Raw genomic sequence first — 16,827 nt, 5'->3', positions numbered from 1 at the left:
GTTGAAAGATTGGTTAATAAGCATAATAAAGAGGGTCGTATGAGCCATGCCGATGAGATTCTTTCGGTAAAAAACATCTTCAAGGTGTTCGGTCCCAACCCGAACATGGCCATGGAGATGCTCCGCAAAGGTGCCGACAAGAACGAAATCTTCAGCAAGACCGGCCACGTCGTCGGCGTGTTCGATGCAAGCTTTTCCGTCAAGCGTGGCGAGATCTTCGTCATCATGGGCCTGTCCGGCTCGGGCAAGTCGACCATGGTGCGGCTGTTCAACCGCCTGATCGAGCCGACCTCCGGCAGCATTCACCTCAACGGCAAGGAAATTACCGGGCTCTCCGACAAAGCCCTGCTGGACGTGCGCCGCAAGGAAATGGGCATGGTGTTCCAGTCCTTTGCGCTGATGCCGCACATGAGCGTGCTCGAAAACACCGCCTTCGGCCTGGAAATTGCCGGGGTGCCGGAAGGCGAACGCCACAGCCGCGCCCGTGAAGCGTTGAGCCAGGTTGGCCTGGCCGGCCACGAGCACAGCTACCCGCACCAGTTGTCCGGCGGTATGCAGCAGCGTGTGGGCCTGGCCCGGGCGCTGGCCAACGACCCGGCGATCCTGCTGATGGACGAGGCGTTTTCCGCGCTCGACCCACTGATCCGCAGCGAAATGCAGGGCGAGCTGATTCGTCTGCAGGCCGAGCAGCAGCGCACCATCATCTTCATTTCCCACGACATCGAGGAAGCCATCCGCATCGGTCATCGCATTGCCATCATGGAAGGCGGGCGGGTAGTGCAGATCGGCACCCCGCAAGAGCTGATCAACCAGCCGGCCAACGACTACGTACGCACCTTCTTCAAGAGCTTCGACAGCTCGCGGGTGCTCAAGGCCGGTGATGTGGCCAAGTTCGACCCGGCCGTGGTGTGCAAGGTCAACGGCAAGGCGCCGAGCTTCCAGGCCGGCGTGCCGTTTGGCTACCTGGTCGATGACCGCGGCCAGCTGCTGGGCGTGGTCGATACCGACGCCAACGGCGCCACTGCCAGTGACCGCTACAGCCTGCACGAGCAGTGCCCGGTGTACACCGATACGCCGCTGCACGAGGTACTCGGGATTGCGGCCGACCTGCCGTACCCGGTGCCGGTGCTCGACCGCCAGGGTGCCTTCAAGGGCACGCTGTCGAAGAACGAGCTGTTGCAGACCCTGAGCCGCCACTAATACCAAGAGGTAAGCCCTCATGTCCGAATTCAGCCTTCTCGACCCGTTCCAGGCGGCCACCATCCCGCTGGGTGACTGGGTTACCGCCACCCTGAACTTCCTGGTGCACAACTTCCGCGAGGTGTTCCGTGCCATTCGCTGGCCGATCGACCAGGTGCTCAATGGCATCGAGTTCACCCTGCAGAGCATTCCGCCCACCATCGGCATCATCCTCTCGTCATTGCTGGGCTGGCAGCTGGCGGGCAAGCGCATGGCGGTGCTGTGCTTCATCACCCTGACCTTGCTCGGCCTGATCGGTGTGTGGTCGGAGTCGATGACCACCCTGGCGCTGGTACTGACCTCGGTGTTCTTCTGCGCGGTCATCGGCATTCCTCTGGGCATCGTCTGCGCCCGCAGCAACCGCCTGGAAAGCATCATCCGGCCGCTGCTCGATGCCATGCAGACCCTGCCGGCGTTCGTTTACCTGGTACCGGTGGTGATGCTGTTCGGCATCGGCAACGTGCCCGGGGTGCTGGTGACCATCGTGTTCGCCCTGCCGCCGCTGGTGCGCCTGACCAACCTGGGCATCCGCCAGGTGCCGGAAGACAAGATTGAAGCCGCCCGCGCCTTTGGCTGCACCCCACGGCAGATGCTGACCCGCGTGCAACTGCCGCTGGCCACCTCGACCATCATGGCCGGCCTCAACCAGACCCTGATGCTGTCGCTGTCGATGGTGGTGATCGCCTCGATGATTTCGGTCGGCGGCCTGGGCCAGATGGTGCTGCGCGGCATCGGCCGGCTGGACATGGGCCTGGCCACGGTCGGTGGCGTGGGGCTGGTGCTGCTGGCGATCTTCCTCGACCGCCTGACCCAGGCCATGGGCGCCCGTACCAGCGCCGACCCTAGCCTGCGCTGGTATCACACCGGCCCGGTAGGGGTGGTGATGCGCCTGTGTGGCGCCGGGCAAACGCAAGGGCGGCGCAAGACCGCCTGAGCACAGCAAGACTTTTGAGACGTTCGATCTGCCGCACTTGAAGATAAAAATCAGAAAAAGGTAAGCGACGATGCACGAATCCAAGTTCACCCGCAGCATCCTCAAATGCGCCACCGCGCTGACCCTGGTAGCCGCTGCGCTGGGCGCACACGCCTCGGCGGAAAAACCGGGTGATGGCGTGAAGGTGACACCGATCTTCCCCTCCATCGCCGAAGAGCGCTTCCGTGGCGAAGTGGCCATGGAAGGCCTGCGCGAGCTGGGCTACAAGGTGCAGGAGCCGAAGGAGACCGAGTACGGCGTGATGATGGTGGCCTTGGCCAACGGCGATGCCGACTTCACCGTGCACCTGTGGGAAAAGCTGCATAACCAGTTCTACCAGCAGGCCGGTGGTGACGATGTGATGGTCAAGACTGGCAACATCCTGCCGGGTGTGGCCCAGGGTTACCTGATCGACAAGAAAACCGCCGACCAGTACAACATCAAGTACATCACCGACCTGAAGAAGCCAGAAATCGCCAAGCTGTTCGACACCGATGGCGATGGCAAGGCCGACATGACCGGATGCAACCCGGGCTGGGGTTGCGAACTGGTTATCGCCCACCACATGAAGGCCTACGACCTGGACAAGAGCATCACTGTCAACCAGGGCTCGTACTTCGCGCTGATGGCCGACACCATCGCCCGCTACAAGGAAGGCAAGCCGATCTTCTACTTCACCTGGGTACCGCAGTGGATCGCCAGCGTGCTGGTCGAGGGCAAGGACGTGGTCTGGCTCGAAGTGCCGAAGACCGACCTGCCCGACGGCAAGAACGACGTCGATACCATGTACCACGGCAAGAACCTGGGCTTTGCCATCGATAAGGTGGTGGCCGTGCTGAACAAGGACTTTGCCGAGAAGAACCCGGCGGCGTTGAAGTTCCTGTCGCTGGTACAGATCAGCACCGACGACGAGAGCAACCAGAACCTGAAGATGCAGCAGGGCGAGAAGAAGCCTGCCGACATCACCCGCCATGCCAAGGAATGGGTTGCAACGCACCGCCAGCAGTTCGACCAGTGGCTGCAGGCCTCGCGTGATGCGGCGGCCCAGGCCAGCAAGTAACCTGTTTTATCGGCTTTGGCCCCTTCGCGGGTAAACCCGCTCCCACAGGGACCGCACAGTATTCGGAGCCTGTGCAGGACCCTGTGGGAGCGGGTTTACCCGCGAAGGGGCCAACGCAACTCCCGCAGTTGAGTTAAGACCATGAGCCACTTCGAAAGCATCCTCAAGAACACCAACCTGGCCCACCTGGACCCTGCCATTCGCACATCCCTTTCAATGCCGTGCCAGCGCGTGGCCTTCGTTCTGCGCGAGCACTTCTCGATGATGGCCTTCACCGCCGCCATGGACAGCCTGGTCACCGCCAACCTGATGAGCGCCACGCCGTTGTTCCAGATCCAGGTAGTGGGCGAGGGCGAGCAGGTAATGAGCGACCTGGGTATCGCCTTGCCGGTCAACACCCAACTGGCCGACCTCGACGTACAGGGCCTGGACTGCCTGTTGGTATGCGGCGGCTTTCGCGTACGCCTGGAAACCGCGCCGCCACTGCGCGCCAAGCTGCGCCAGGCCGACCAGCTCGGCTGCCAGTTGGGCGGGCTGTGGAACGGTGCCTACTTCCTGGCCGAAGCCGGCTTGCTCAACGACCACGATTGCGCTTTCCACCCCGATGGCCGGGCGATGATGAGCGAGTTGTTCCCCAAGGTGCGCATCAGCCGCCAGGCCCATGTGCTGGACCGCCGGCGCATGAGCTGCGCCGGTGCCAGTAGCGCGCTGGACATGATGCTGGCCTTGCTTGAGCACTGCGGTGGTACACCGCTGCGCCGGGCCGTGGAGCAGATGTTGGCCTGTGACCGGGCGCGGGTGATGAGTGATGCACCGGCCAGTGCGCCGGAAATCGACCCAAGTTTGCCCAAAGGCGTGCGCCTGGCCCTGGAGCTGATGCACGCCAATATCGAAGACCCGATCGGCATCGACGAGATTGCCGAGCATGCCGGCTTGTCGCGTCGGCACCTGGAGCGCCTGTTCCGCCGCCATGTACAGGCCACGCCACCGCGCTATTATCTGGAGCTGCGTCTGACCCATGCCCGGCAGCTGCTGCAGCACACCAACAAGTCCTTGACCGAAGTGGCGGTGGCCAGCGGGTTTGTCAGCTTCCCGCATTTCTACCGGCGTTTCCGCGAGCTGTTCGCCATTGCCCCACGGCAGTACCGGGCGCGTAGCCAAGGCTGGGCAGGGCGGCAGGATGTAGCTGTGCATTGAATTTTGTGTTGCCTGCTGGCCCTTTCGCGGGTAAACCCGCTCCCACAAGGTATTGCGCAGGCCCCGAGGCAGTGATGATCCCTGTAGGAGCGGGTTTACCCGCGAAGAGGCCGGCACAGGAAAATATTGTTCGATAACCGAACACAACCTGCCACCTCCATGTCCGCTATCCGCCCATCCAATCACATCGCCGCATTGCCCAACCCCCGCCTTTTTGCTGTAGTGTGCCCATCCACCGGCTGTCGCCTGCCCCCGCGACCCGCAGCCGGCCCGATAAAATGACCGTGACGACCGCAACCACAGCCTACAAGGCCGTAGGAAGCGGCGACCAGAACAATAACGATACCGAGTGCCTTGCCTATGGAAAGCCGCCTGCTGAGCGAACGCAGTAGCGTGTTTCACCACGCCGACCCTTATGCTGTGTCTGATTATGTCAACCAGCATGTAGGCCAGCATTGCATCGGTCTGTCTCGCACCACCCACCCCCAGGCCAGCCTCAGCCACCGCAAGTTCGCCGAACTCGACCTGTGCCGCATCAGCTACGGCGGTAGCGTGCGGGTTACCTCGCCAGCGCTGGAAAGCATCTACCACCTGCAGGTGTTGCTCAACGGCAACTGCCTGTGGCGCGGGCACAAACGCGAGCAGCATCTGGTGCCAGGCGAGCTGCTGCTGATCAACCCCGACGACCCGGTTGACCTGACGTACTCGGAAGACTGCGAGAAATTCATCCTCAAGGTGCCGACCCGGCTGCTGGACTCGATCTGTGACGAACAGCGCTGGCATCGGCCCGACGGCGGGGTGCGGTTCTTGCGCAACCACTATCGGCTGGAGGAGCTGGACGGCTTCGTCAACCTGCTGGCAATGGTTTGCCATGAGGCGGAAGTGGGCGATTCACTGCCGCGCGTGCAAGGTCATTACAGCCAGATCGTCGCCAGCAAATTGCTGACCCTGATGAATACCAATATCCGCCGCGAAAGCCTGAGCGCCCCGCAAGCGGGACTTGAGCGCATTCTCGACTACATCGAGCGCAACTTGAAACTGGAAATGTCGGCTGAAGTGCTGGCAGAGCAAGCGTGCATGAGCTTGCGCTCGTTGTATGCGTTGTTTGACCAGCATCTGGGCACTACACCCAAGCACTACGTGCGCCAGCGCAAGCTGGAGCGGGTGCATGCGTGCCTGAATGACCCGACTTGTGGCGTGCGCAGTGTGACGGAGCTGGCGCTGGACTACGGTTTCCTGCATCTGGGGCGGTTCTCCGAAGTGTATCGGCAGCAGTTTGGCGAGCTGCCTTCGCAGACGTTCAAGCGGCGGGGATGAGGGCCTCAGGCTTGTCCGCCTAGCAGTTCTGCCAGTTGTGAACGCATTGCTCTTAAACCACCATCTGCCTATCCCGGGTAAATGGTGGTAGCCATGGCGAAGTCGCAGAAGCAATTCTATTTCTACACTCCCGAAGGCCTTTCGTTGGTCAAACATTCTGGCGCCGGAGCCTCGGCACTGTTGCGCGCCGCAGGACGGGCGTTTGTACAGTGTGATGATGGTCAGGCAGCCCTTTATGCAACAGATATACAAGGATCGGTTCTGCGATGCATCGGGCGAAACTCGTCGAGCTTGATGCACTACATGGTGTATGGATGGGACAGCCAAACGGCAGCTGCGCCAGTGTTGCGATTCTCCAGCCAGCGGAAAGGGACGCTGACGGGGCATTATTTGTTGGGTGATGGGTACCGTGCATTCATCCCTACCTTGATGAGATTCAACGCTCCTGACAGCCTCAGCCCTTTTGCACAAGGAGGACTGAATACTTATAGCTACTGTGGTGGTGACCCCGTGAACAGAAATGATTCAACAGGGCACAGCTGGTGGTCATGGTTGAGGCCACGAGTACCTAGGTCAGCCCATCCTGGAACAACACAGCCTGCTTCGCTCGCCCCATCTGTGAGCACGAAATCCCAAGCACAGTTCAACCAACAGATGAACGAAAGATTAAAGCAGCATAACGCAACAGTATCCGCAAACATCTTCGAAAGCGGACTCGCCTATCAAGGTAGAAATACAAACGTAAGGGTCCAACGGATAAGCGAGGCTAGCAGCTGGTCGTTTACCGATCACGGCGTTGTAGAAGCAGCTGCTGTCAGTTTGACCAGGGATTATCAAAGTCGCTCCCAGTCTCCGGAATTTCGGAGTCTGTTCGAAAAAACCGTGGGTTTGGAAAAAAAGATCAGGTCGGTGCTGCCTGACAATGCAAAGTCAGAACCCAATGTAAAATGGCAGCTTGATGAAAACAATCAGCACATCCGCGTAGCTGGATAGCACTCTGCACAATCCGGATAGTCCCCCGCCAGCGGTCTCCCTAACCTGACCAGGTCTAAACAATAACAAGGGAGACCCTGGCCATGTCCCTGGGATTCGACTACCTCAATGCCATGCTCGAGGACGACCGTGAAAAGGGCATCTACCGCTGCAAGCGCGAGATGTTCACCGACCCACGCCTGTTTGACCTGGAGATGAAACACATCTTCGAGGGCAACTGGATCTACCTGGCCCATGAAAGCCAGATCCCCGAGAAAAACGATTTCCTCACCCTGACCATGGGGCGCCAGCCGATTTTCATCGCGCGCAACAAGGACGGTGAGCTCAATGCCTTCCTCAACGCCTGCAGCCACCGCGGCGCCATGCTGTGCCGGCACAAGCGCGGCAACCGCTCCAGCTACACCTGCCCGTTCCACGGCTGGACCTTCAACAACAGCGGCAAGCTGCTCAAGGTCAAAGACCCGAGCAACGCCGGTTACCCCGACAGCTTCAACTGCGACGGCTCCCACGACCTGACCAAGGTGGCGCGCTTCGAGTCGTACCGTGGCTTCCTGTTCGGCAGCCTGAATGCCGACGTGAAACCGTTGGTCGAACACCTGGGCGAGTCGGCCAAGATCATCGACATGATCGTCGACCAGTCGCCAGAAGGCCTGGAAGTGCTGCGCGGCGCCAGCTCGTACATTTACGAGGGCAACTGGAAGCTCACCGCCGAGAACGGCGCCGATGGCTACCACGTCAGCTCCGTGCACTGGAACTACGCCGCCACCCAGAACCAGCGCAAGCAGCGCGAAGCCGGTGACGAGATCAAGACCATGAGCGCCGGCGCCTGGGCCAAGCAAGGCGGTGGCTTCTATTCGTTCGACCACGGCCACCTGCTGCTGTGGACCCGCTGGGCCAACCCCGAAGACCGCCCGGCCTACGAGCGCCGCGACCAGCTGGCCGCCGACTTCGGCCAGGCCCGTGCCGACTGGATGATCGAGAACTCGCGCAACCTGTGCCTGTACCCGAACGTGTACCTGATGGACCAGTTCAGCTCGCAAATCCGTATTGCCCGGCCGATCTCGGTGAACAAGACCGAAATCACCATCTACTGCATCGCACCGAAAGGCGAGAGCGCCGATGCCCGCGCCAAGCGCATCCGCCAGTACGAAGACTTCTTCAACGTCAGCGGCATGGCCACCCCGGATGACCTGGAAGAGTTCCGCTCGTGCCAGACCGGTTACGGCGGCGGCACCGGCTGGAACGACATGTCCCGCGGCGCCGCCCACTGGGTGGAAGGTGCCGACGAGGCGGCCAAGGAGATCGAACTCAAGCCGCTGCTGTCCGGCGTACGCACCGAGGACGAAGGCCTGTTCGTGCTGCAACACAAGTACTGGCAGGACACCATGATCCAGGCCCTCAAGGACGAGCAGCAACTGATCCCCGTGGAGGCCGTGCAATGAGCCTGTATGAAACCGTGCGCGACTTCCTCTACCGCGAGGCGCGCTACCTGGACGACGCCCAATGGGACCAGTGGCTGGAAATGTATGCCAGCGATGCCACCTTCTGGATGCCCAGTTGGGACGATGACGACACCCTTACCGAAGACCCGCAAAGCGAAATCTCGCTGATCTGGTACGGCAACCGTGGCGGCCTGGAAGACCGTGTGTTCCGCATCAAGACCGAGCGCTCCAGTGCGACCGTGCCCGACACCCGCACCTCGCACAACATCAGCAACATCGAGATCGTCGAGCAGGGCGAGGGCAGCTGCCTGGTGCGCTTCAACTGGCACACCCTGAGCTTCCGCTACAAGACCACCGACAGTTACTTCGGCAGCAGCTTCTACACCCTCGACCTGCGCGGCGAACAGCCGCTGATCAAGGCCAAGAAGGTGGTGCTGAAGAACGACTACGTGCGCCAGGTCATCGACATCTACCACATCTGATACAGGGTTTTGCGAGCACTGCCCGGGGCGTCCTGCGACGCGCCGTGGCCCGGCTCGCCCGCGAGGTGCAACATGAGCTTCCAGATCGCACTGAATTTCGAAGACGGGGTTACCCGCTTCATCGAGGCCACCGGCCAAGAAACCGTGGCCGACGCCGCCTACCGCCAAGGCATCAACATCCCGCTGGACTGCCGCGACGGCGCTTGCGGTACCTGCAAGTGCAAGGCCGAGTCTGGCCGCTACGAGTTGGGCGACAACTTCATCGAAGACGCCTTGAGCGAAGATGAAATCGCCGAAGGCTATGTACTCACCTGCCAGATGCGTGCCGAAAGCGATTGCGTTATCCGCATCCCGGCCTCGTCGCAGCTGTGCAAGACCGAACAGGCCAGCTTCGAGGCAGCCATCAGCGATGTACGCCAGCTGTCGGCCAGCACCATTGCCCTGTCGATCAAGGGCGAGGCACTGAGCCGCCTGGCCTTCTTGCCTGGGCAATATGTGAACCTGAAGGTGCCGGGCAGCGAGCAGAGCCGCGCCTACTCGTTCAGCTCGCTGCAGAAGGACGGCGAAGTCAGCTTCCTGATCCGCAACGTGCCGGGCGGGCTGATGAGCAGCTTCCTCACCAACCTGGCCAAGGCCGGTGACAGCATGAGCCTGGCCGGGCCGCTGGGCAGCTTCTACCTGCGGCCGATCCAGCGCCCGCTGTTGCTGCTGGCCGGTGGCACCGGCCTGGCGCCATTCACCGCGATGCTGGAGAAGATCGCCGAGCAGGGCAGCGAACACCCGCTGCACCTGATCTACGGCGTGACCAACGACTTCGACCTAGTCGAGCTCGACCGCCTGCAGGCCCTGGCGGCGCGCATCCCCAACTTCACCTACAGCGCCTGCGTGGCCAACCCGGACAGCCAGTACCCACAGAAGGGCTACGTGACCCAGCACATCGAGCCCCGCCACCTCAACGATGGCGATGTGGATGTGTACCTGTGCGGGCCACCGCCGATGGTCGAGGCGGTGAGCCAGTACGTGCGCGAGCAGGGCATTACCCCGGCCAACTTCTACTACGAAAAATTTGCGGCGGCAGCCTGATTCCTTCATCCCGAACATAACACCGCCCCCTGTGGGAGCGGGTTCACCCGCGAAGAGGCCAGCAGGTACAGCAGTTTTGTCTTGTCGGACGCATTCGCGGGTAAACCCGCTCCCACACGGACCGCGGGCAGGCGGAGATTTGCATATGAACAACCGATTCCAAGGCAAGGTCGCCCTGGTCACCGGTGCCGCACAAGGCATCGGCCGTGGCGTGTGCTGGCGGCTCAAGGCCGAAGGCGCGCAAGTGGTCGCGGTAGACCGCTCCGAACTGGTTCACGAGTTGGCCGGCGAGGGCATGCTGACCCTTACCGCCGACCTCGAACAACACGCCGATTGCGCCCGGGTCATGGCCAGCGCGGTGGAAACCTTCGGCCGCCTCGACATCCTGGTCAACAACGTCGGCGGCACTATCTGGGCCAAGCCTTTCGAGCACTACGAAGTCGAGCAGATCGAGGCCGAAGTGCGCCGCTCGCTGTTCCCCACCCTGTGGTGCTGTCACGCCGCGCTGCCCTACATGCTTGAGCGCGGCACTGGCGCCATCGTCAACGTCTCGTCCATCGCTACCCGCGGCGTCAACCGAGTGCCTTACGGCGCAGCCAAGGGCGGCGTCAATGCGCTCACCGCGTGCCTGGCCTTTGAAACCGCTGGCCGGGGCATCCGCGTCAACGCCACCGCGCCCGGCGGCACCGAAGCGCCACCCCGGCGTGTGCCGCGCAACAGCGCCGAGCAGAGCGAGCAGGAAAAACACTGGTACCAGCAGATCGTCGACCAAACCCTCGACAGCAGCCTGATGCACCGCTACGGCAGCATCGACGAGCAGGTAGGGGCGATTCTGTTCCTTGCCTCCGACGAAGCCTCGTACATCACCGGCGTGACCCTGCCGGTAGGGGGCGGCGACCTCGGCTGAGCAGCACCCTCAAGGCAAAAGTTTTTCTCCACAACAAAAACAAGAGCGACAGATGCCATGCGAACCCTTGACGTACACTCGATCATCGATAATGCGCGCTTTACCCCGTTCCACTGGATGGTCATGGCCTGGTGCGGCCTGCTGCTGATCTTCGACGGCTATGACCTGTTCATCTACGGCGTGGTACTGCCGGTCATCATGAAAGAGTGGGGCCTGACCCCGTTGCAAGCCGGTGCACTGGGCAGCTATGCGCTGTTCGGCATGATGTTCGGGGCCCTGGTGTTTGGCAGCCTGGCCGACCGCATCGGGCGCAAGAAGGGCATTGCCATCTGTTTCGCCTTGTTCTCGGGGGCGACCATCCTCAATGGTTTTGCCAGCAGCCCGAGCGAGTTTGGCATCTACCGCTTCATTGCCGGCCTGGGCTGTGGCGGCCTGATGCCCAATGCCGTGGCACTGATGAATGAATATGCACCCAAGCGCCTGCGCAGTACGCTGGTGGCGATCATGTTCAGTGGCTACTCGCTGGGCGGCATGTTGTCGGCGGGCGTCGGCATCTTCATGCTGCCGCGTTTTGGCTGGGAGTCGATGTTCTTCGCCGCCGCCGTGCCGTTGCTGCTGTTGCCGGTGATCCTCTACTACCTGCCGGAATCCATCGGCTTTTTGGTGCGCCAGGGCCGTAGCGAAGAAGCACGCAAGCTGCTCAAGCGGCTGGACCCAGGTTGCGACGTGCAGGCCGATGACGTGCTGCAGGCAGCGGACCGCAAAGGCAGCGGGGCATCGGTGCTGGAACTGTTCCGCAATGGCCTGGCCATTCGCACCCTGGCGTTGTGGCTGGCGTTCTTCTGCTGCCTGTTGATGGTCTACGCGCTCAGTTCCTGGCTGCCGAAGCTGATGGCCAACGCCGGCTACAGCCTGGGTTCGAGCCTGTCGTTCCTGCTGGCGCTGAACTTTGGCGGCATGGCCGGGGCGATTCTCGGCGGCTGGCTGGGCGACCGCTACAACCTGGTCAAGGTCAAGGTGGCGTTCTTCATCGCCGCAGCGCTGTCGATCAGCCTGCTGGGCGTCAACAGCCCGATGCCGGTGCTGTACCTGCTGATCTTCATTGCCGGCGCCACCACCATTGGTACGCAGATCCTGCTGTATGCCGGCGCCGCGCAAATGTACGGCCTGTCGGTGCGCTCCACCGGCCTGGGCTGGGCCTCAGGCATCGGCCGCAACGGCGCCATCGTCGGCCCGCTGCTGGGCGGCGCACTGATGGGCATCAACCTGCCGTTGCAACTCAATTTCATCGCCTTCGCCATCCCTGGCGCAATTGCCGCGCTGGCCATGGCCGTGCACCTGGCCAGTGGCCGGCGCCACGCCCAGGCCGTTGCGGCGCAGGCGTAACCGAAAAGAACAAGATGAGGTAAGCCAGCATGACCATGAAAATTTCCCACACTGCCGAGGTACAGCAGTTTTTCGAAGAGGCCGCAGGCTTCGGCAACGATGAAGGCAGCCCGCGCCTGAAGCGCATTGTGCAGCGCGTGCTGCAGGACACCGCGCGGCTGATCGAAGACCTGGAAGTCAGCGAGGACGAGTTCTGGTATGCCGTCGACTACCTCAACCGCCTGGGTGGTCGCGGTGAAGCCGGGCTGCTGGTGGCTGGCCTGGGCATCGAGCACTTCCTCGACCTGCTGCAGGATGCCAAGGACCAGCAGGCAGGCCTGGTAGGCGGCACCCCGCGCACCATCGAGGGGCCCCTGTACGTGGCCGGTGCGCCCATCGCCGAAGGTGAAGGGCGCATGGACGACGGCAGCGAGGAGGGCGTGGCCACCGTCATGTACCTGGAAGGCCAGGTGCTCGACCCGCAAGGGCAACCATTACCGGGTGCCACGGTCGACTTGTGGCATGCCAACACCCGCGGCACCTATTCGTTCTTCGACCAGAGCCAGTCCGAGTACAACCTGCGCCGGCGCATCGTCACCGATGCCGAAGGGCGCTATCGCGCGCGCTCCATCGTGCCGTCCGGTTACGGCTGCGACCCGCAGGGGCCAACCCAGGAATGTCTGGACCTGCTGGGCCGCCATGGCCAGCGCCCGGCGCACGTGCACTTCTTCATCTCGGCGCCAGGGCATCGGCACCTGACCACACAGATCAACCTGTCGGGGGACAAGTACCTGTGGGATGACTTTGCCTATGCCACACGGGATGGGCTGGTGGGGGAGGTGGTGTTTGTCGAAGGCCAGGCGGGGCGGCATGCCGAGTTGAAGTTCGACTTCCAGTTGCAGCTGGCCCACGGCAGTGCGGATGAGCAGCGCAGTGGCCGGCCGCGGGCTTTGCAGGAGGCCTGATCCACCGCGTTGGCTTCTTCGCGGGTAAACCCGCTCCTACAGGTACGGCGCAAATGCTGAAACCTGTGCAATTCCTGTGGGAGCGGGTTTACCCGCGAAGGAGCCAACACAAAACAAGAGCCAGCCACCAAGGCCGGCCGATGCCTTGCGAGAAGCTGAATGAAAACCCTGATCAAGGACAGTTCACTGTCCGCCATCGTTGCCGGCTGCATCGCCACGATGATCTCCTACGCTGGCCCGTTGGTGATCATCTTCCACGCCGCCGAGGCCGCCGGCCTGTCTCACCAGCAACTGTCTTCCTGGGTCTGGGCAGTGTCCATGGGCAGCGCCGTGCTCGGTGCGCTGCTCAGTCTGCGTTACCGGGTACCGGTGGTGATCGCCTGGTCTATCCCGGGTTCGGCACTGCTGGTCACCGCCTTGCCGCAACTGGGCCTGGAGCAGGCAGTGGGTGCCTACCTGGTGGCCAACCTGGTCCTGCTGCTGATCGGCATCAGTGGGGCCTTCGACCGCATCATCGCGCGCCTGCCGGGTTCCATCGCCGCGGGCATGCAGGCCGGCATCCTGTTCAGCTTCGGTATCGAAGTGTTCCGCGCCTTGCCGGTGCAGCCGCTGCTGGTGCTGGCAATGTTCGTCACCTACGTGCTGATGCGCCGGGTACAGCCGCGCTATGCGGTGGCCGCTGTGCTGTGCGTGGGCACCCTGGTGACGGTGGCCAGCGGTGCGTTTCGCAGCGAGGCGCTGGTGCTGGAGCTGGCTTCGCCACAGTGGGTCGCCCCGCAGTTCAGCCTGGCGGCGGTGTTCAGCCTGGCACTGCCAATGGTGCTGGTGGCCCTGACCGGGCAGTTCATGCCTGGCATGGCGGTGCTGCGCAATGCCGGCTATGCCACGCCGGCCAGCCCGCTGATCAGCGCCAGCGCCCTGGCCGGCGCACTGTTGGCGCCGTTCGGGTGCCACGGGCTGAACCTGGCTGCGGTCACTGCCAGCCTGTGCACCGGCCACGAAGCCCATGAAAACCCGCGTCGGCGCTATGTGGCAGCGGTCGCGGGCAGCGCGTTGTACCTGCTGCTGGGCATTGCCGGGGCCACGCTGATGTCGCTGTTCGCGGCCTTTCCCGCCGCCCTGATCGCCGCCCTGGCTGGCCTGGCCCTGTACGGCGCCATCAGCGAAGCCCTGGCCCGCAGCCTGGCAGAACCGGCCGAGCGCGATGCCGGGCTGTTCACCTTCCTGGTCACCGCTTCGGGGGTGGCCTTCCTTGGCCTGTCAGCAGCGTTCTGGGGCTTGCTGTTCGGCCTGCTGGCCCATGCGTTGCTGAGGCTGCGCCAACCAGGTGCACGGGAGGTGCTGCGCCGTACCCCATGAACTGCCGTGTTCCCAACGCTTTACCCATAAAAACAAGATCAAGAGAGCTTCGGAATGAACCACACCCCTTGTGTCGCCCTGGGCCTGACTTTGCTCAGCCAACCATTGCTGGCTGCCGAAGGCGGTTTCTTCGAGGATTCGAAGGCCACCCTGAGTGCCCGTAACTACTACTTCAGCCGCGATTTTTCCGACATCGTCGGGGCCAACAAACAATCCAGAGCCGAGGAGTGGGCCCAGGGTTTCATCCTCGACTACAAGTCGGGCTACACACCCGGTACGGTCGGCTTTGGCGTAGATGCCCTGGGCCTGTTGGGCATCAAGCTCGACAGCAGCCCCGACCGCACCAACACCGGCTTGCTGCCGGTGCACAGCGACGGCCGTGCCGCCGACGAGTACAGCCGCCTGGCGCCCACCTTCAAGGCGCGCTTGTCGAAGACCGAGTTGCGCGTCGGCGAGCTGCAACCGAACCTGCCGGTGCTGACCTTCAGCGACATCCGCCTGCTGCCACCGACCTATCAAGGTGCGAGCGTGAGTTCGTCGGAGATCGACGGGCTGACCGTCCAGGCCGGCCACTTGAAAAGCACGCACCTGCGCAACGAAGGTGGTGACGGCAAGATGAACGCCATGCTCGGCCATGTGCCGATGCGCCAGGCCGAGAGCGATGCCTTCAACTACGTAGGTGGGGACTACGCATTCAATGCCAACCAGAGCAGTGTCAGCCTGTGGTATGGGCAGCTGGAAGATATCTACCAACAGGGCTTTGTCGGCCTAAAGCACAGCAAGCCCGTGGGCGACTGGGTGCTCAGCGCCAACCTGGGTTATTTCACGGCACGTGAAGACGGCGACGCGTTGCTCGGCAACATCGACAACCAGGCGTTCTTCTCGATGTTCACTGCCCGGCATGGCGGGCACAGTTTTCATGCCGGCTACCAGGGTATTTATGGCGACAGCCCGTTCCCACGGGTATTCGCCAACATCTCGCCGCTGGGTAACGAGGTGCCGACCTATGAATTTGCCTACACCGACGAGCGCTCGTACCAAGTGCGTTACGACTACAACTTCGCCGCCATGGGCGTACCGGGGCTGACAGCGACCGTGCGCTACATCACCGGTAACAATGTCGATACCGGGCTGGGCTATGAAGGGCGCGATCGCGAGCGTGACCTGGACATTGGCTACGCGGTGCAGAGCGGGGTGCTGAAGGGGTTGGGGATTCGGGTGCGGAATGCCATGGCCCGGTCCAACTACCGCAGCGACATCGACGAGAACCGCCTGACGCTGGTGTACACCTGGCAGCTGTTCTAGGCCTGAATCGGCCCCTACAGGTAACACCGTGGGGCCGGCTTGCCGGCGGGCAAGGGCGGCGTATCAGAAGGTCTGCCCCAGCGAGAACTGGAAAATCTGGGTCTCTGCGTTGTCCGGCTTCTTCAACGGTGCCGCCAGGCTGAAGCTCAATGGCCCCATCGGGCTGTACCAGGTCACGCCAACCCCCAGCGACACGGCCATCTGCGCCAGGTCGACGCTGCCGCAGCCCTGGGTGGTCGACAGGTAGCAGGTGTCGGCATACACGTTGCCGGCATCGACGAACACCGAGCTGCGCAGCTGGCTCTGGTCCTTCACGAAGGGCAGCGGGAACAGGTACTCGGCGCCGCCGGTAATCAGGATATTGCCCCCCAGCACGTCGGTGTCGCGGTCGGAATAGTAAGCCTGGCCCGCGCTGGAGTAGGTCCCGGTAGCCGGTGTGCTGCGCGGGCCAAGGGTACCGTCCTTGAACCCGCGCACCGAGCCCTGGCCACCGGCGGTGTAGCTTTCATAGAACGGTAAACCGTCGGTAGAGCCGTAGCCGTTACCGTAGCCCAGGTTGGTATGCAAGCGCAGCGTGGTGTTGTTGGTCACCGGCAAAAAGGCCTGGCCGTTGTAGTCCAGTTTGTAGAACGACAGGTCGCTACCGGGGGTGGTGGCCATCAGCGTCAGGCTTTGCGAGTGGCCGCGGGTGGCCAGCACGCCTTTGTTCAGCGTGGACTCGGACCAGCCGATCGACGCCTTGAGGTTGTTGAAACTCTTGCCCTCGCGGGCGATGAAGTCGTAGATCTCGTCGGCGCTGTAGGTGCCGGGCGAAATGTCATCGTGCTGCAGGGTCAGGCCGTAGGTCAGGCGCGAGGTTTCGCTGATCGGGTAGCCAAAGCTGACGCCGGCGCCGTAGCTGTTGATCGCGTAGTAGGAAACGCCGTCGTCGTAGTAGTCGCTGTAGTCGGTGCTGTTGTAGAACAGGTTGTAGCCCAGGCTCACACCGTCGGCGGTGAAGTAGGGGTCGACGAAACCGAAGTTGTACTTGGTCTGGTATTCCGAACGGGTCAGGCCGATGGACACCTTGTTACCGGTACCCAGGAAGTTGCTCTGGCTGATCGAACCACCGAGGATCAGGCCGGCGCTCTGGGCGAAACC

15 protein-coding genes are annotated in these 16,827 nt (G+C 62.5%); 14 read left to right on the top strand and 1 reads right to left on the bottom strand.

The features are described from left to right. The first annotated feature begins 39 nt into the window (after positions 1 to 39). From ABE456_RS22430 to ABE456_RS22365, 14 genes are all read left to right on the top strand, one after another. Positions 40 to 1,200: a glycine betaine/L-proline ABC transporter ATP-binding protein gene (locus ABE456_RS22430; RefSeq protein WP_346645886.1), complete on the top strand. Its 1,161-nt coding sequence runs from the start codon at positions 40 to 42 to the stop codon at positions 1,198 to 1,200. 19 nt (positions 1,201 to 1,219) lie between these two features. Next, positions 1,220 to 2,173: a glycine betaine/L-proline ABC transporter permease ProW gene (proW, locus tag ABE456_RS22425; RefSeq protein WP_346645885.1), complete on the top strand. Its 954-nt coding sequence runs from the start codon at positions 1,220 to 1,222 to the stop codon at positions 2,171 to 2,173. A gap of 70 nt (positions 2,174 to 2,243) precedes the next feature. Further along, on the top strand, positions 2,244 to 3,272 hold the full coding sequence (gene proX, locus ABE456_RS22420) for a glycine betaine/L-proline ABC transporter substrate-binding protein ProX (RefSeq protein ID WP_346645884.1): 1,029 nt from the start codon (positions 2,244 to 2,246) through the stop codon (positions 3,270 to 3,272). Positions 3,273 to 3,413: 141 nt separating this feature from the next. After that, positions 3,414 to 4,469 (top strand): GlxA family transcriptional regulator, encoded by a 1,056-nt coding sequence (locus tag ABE456_RS22415; protein ID WP_346645883.1) that lies wholly within the window; start codon positions 3,414 to 3,416, stop codon positions 4,467 to 4,469. A 360-nt stretch (positions 4,470 to 4,829) separates the two neighbouring features. Next, positions 4,830 to 5,786: a benABC operon transcriptional activator BenR gene (benR, locus tag ABE456_RS22410; protein WP_346645882.1), complete on the top strand. Its 957-nt coding sequence runs from the start codon at positions 4,830 to 4,832 to the stop codon at positions 5,784 to 5,786. 93 nt (positions 5,787 to 5,879) lie between these two features. Beyond that, complete coding sequence (locus tag ABE456_RS22405) at positions 5,880 to 6,779, top strand: RHS repeat-associated core domain-containing protein (RefSeq protein WP_346645881.1); 900 nt, start codon at positions 5,880 to 5,882, stop codon at positions 6,777 to 6,779. Positions 6,780 to 6,862: 83 nt separating this feature from the next. Next, positions 6,863 to 8,221: a benzoate 1,2-dioxygenase large subunit gene (gene benA / locus ABE456_RS22400; protein ID WP_346645880.1), complete on the top strand. Its 1,359-nt coding sequence runs from the start codon at positions 6,863 to 6,865 to the stop codon at positions 8,219 to 8,221. Continuing rightward, entirely contained in the window at positions 8,218 to 8,703 is a 486-nt protein-coding gene (gene benB, locus ABE456_RS22395) for a benzoate 1,2-dioxygenase small subunit (protein WP_346645879.1), read from the top strand. The genes benA and benB overlap by 4 nt, the downstream gene beginning before the upstream one ends. 72 nt (positions 8,704 to 8,775) lie before the next feature. Then, complete coding sequence (benC, locus tag ABE456_RS22390) at positions 8,776 to 9,786, top strand: benzoate 1,2-dioxygenase electron transfer component BenC (RefSeq protein ID WP_346645878.1); 1,011 nt, start codon at positions 8,776 to 8,778, stop codon at positions 9,784 to 9,786. Between the two features lie 145 nt (positions 9,787 to 9,931). After that, positions 9,932 to 10,693 (top strand): 1,6-dihydroxycyclohexa-2,4-diene-1-carboxylate dehydrogenase, encoded by a 762-nt coding sequence (locus ABE456_RS22385; protein ID WP_346645877.1) that lies wholly within the window; start codon positions 9,932 to 9,934, stop codon positions 10,691 to 10,693. A gap of 57 nt (positions 10,694 to 10,750) precedes the next feature. Further along, positions 10,751 to 12,079 carry an aromatic acid/H+ symport family MFS transporter gene (locus tag ABE456_RS22380; protein WP_346645876.1) on the top strand — a complete coding sequence of 443 codons (1,329 nt, stop codon included), beginning with the start codon at positions 10,751 to 10,753 and terminating at the stop codon, positions 12,077 to 12,079. A gap of 29 nt (positions 12,080 to 12,108) precedes the next feature. After that, a complete protein-coding gene (gene catA / locus ABE456_RS22375; RefSeq protein ID WP_346645875.1) occupies positions 12,109 to 13,023 on the top strand; it encodes a catechol 1,2-dioxygenase in 915 nt (304 codons plus the stop codon). A 159-nt stretch (positions 13,024 to 13,182) separates the two neighbouring features. Next, positions 13,183 to 14,382 (top strand): benzoate/H(+) symporter BenE family transporter, encoded by a 1,200-nt coding sequence (locus tag ABE456_RS22370; protein WP_346645874.1) that lies wholly within the window; start codon positions 13,183 to 13,185, stop codon positions 14,380 to 14,382. A 54-nt stretch (positions 14,383 to 14,436) separates the two neighbouring features. Next, a complete protein-coding gene (locus ABE456_RS22365; protein ID WP_346645873.1) occupies positions 14,437 to 15,687 on the top strand; it encodes an OprD family porin in 1,251 nt (416 codons plus the stop codon). A gap of 63 nt (positions 15,688 to 15,750) precedes the next feature. On the opposite strand, the gene bamA is transcribed toward ABE456_RS22365, so the two are convergent. Beyond that, the coding region (gene bamA / locus ABE456_RS22360; protein WP_346645872.1) for an outer membrane protein assembly factor BamA at positions 15,751 to 16,827 on the bottom strand (1,077 nt) is incomplete at its 5' end.

The sequence above is a fragment of the Pseudomonas sp. TWI929 genome, from assembly GCF_039673335.1.
Classification (GTDB): Bacteria; Pseudomonadota; Gammaproteobacteria; order Pseudomonadales; family Pseudomonadaceae; genus Aquipseudomonas.
The sequence above is the reverse complement of the archived record's forward strand: the minus strand, read 5'-3'. Positions and strand labels throughout refer to the sequence as shown.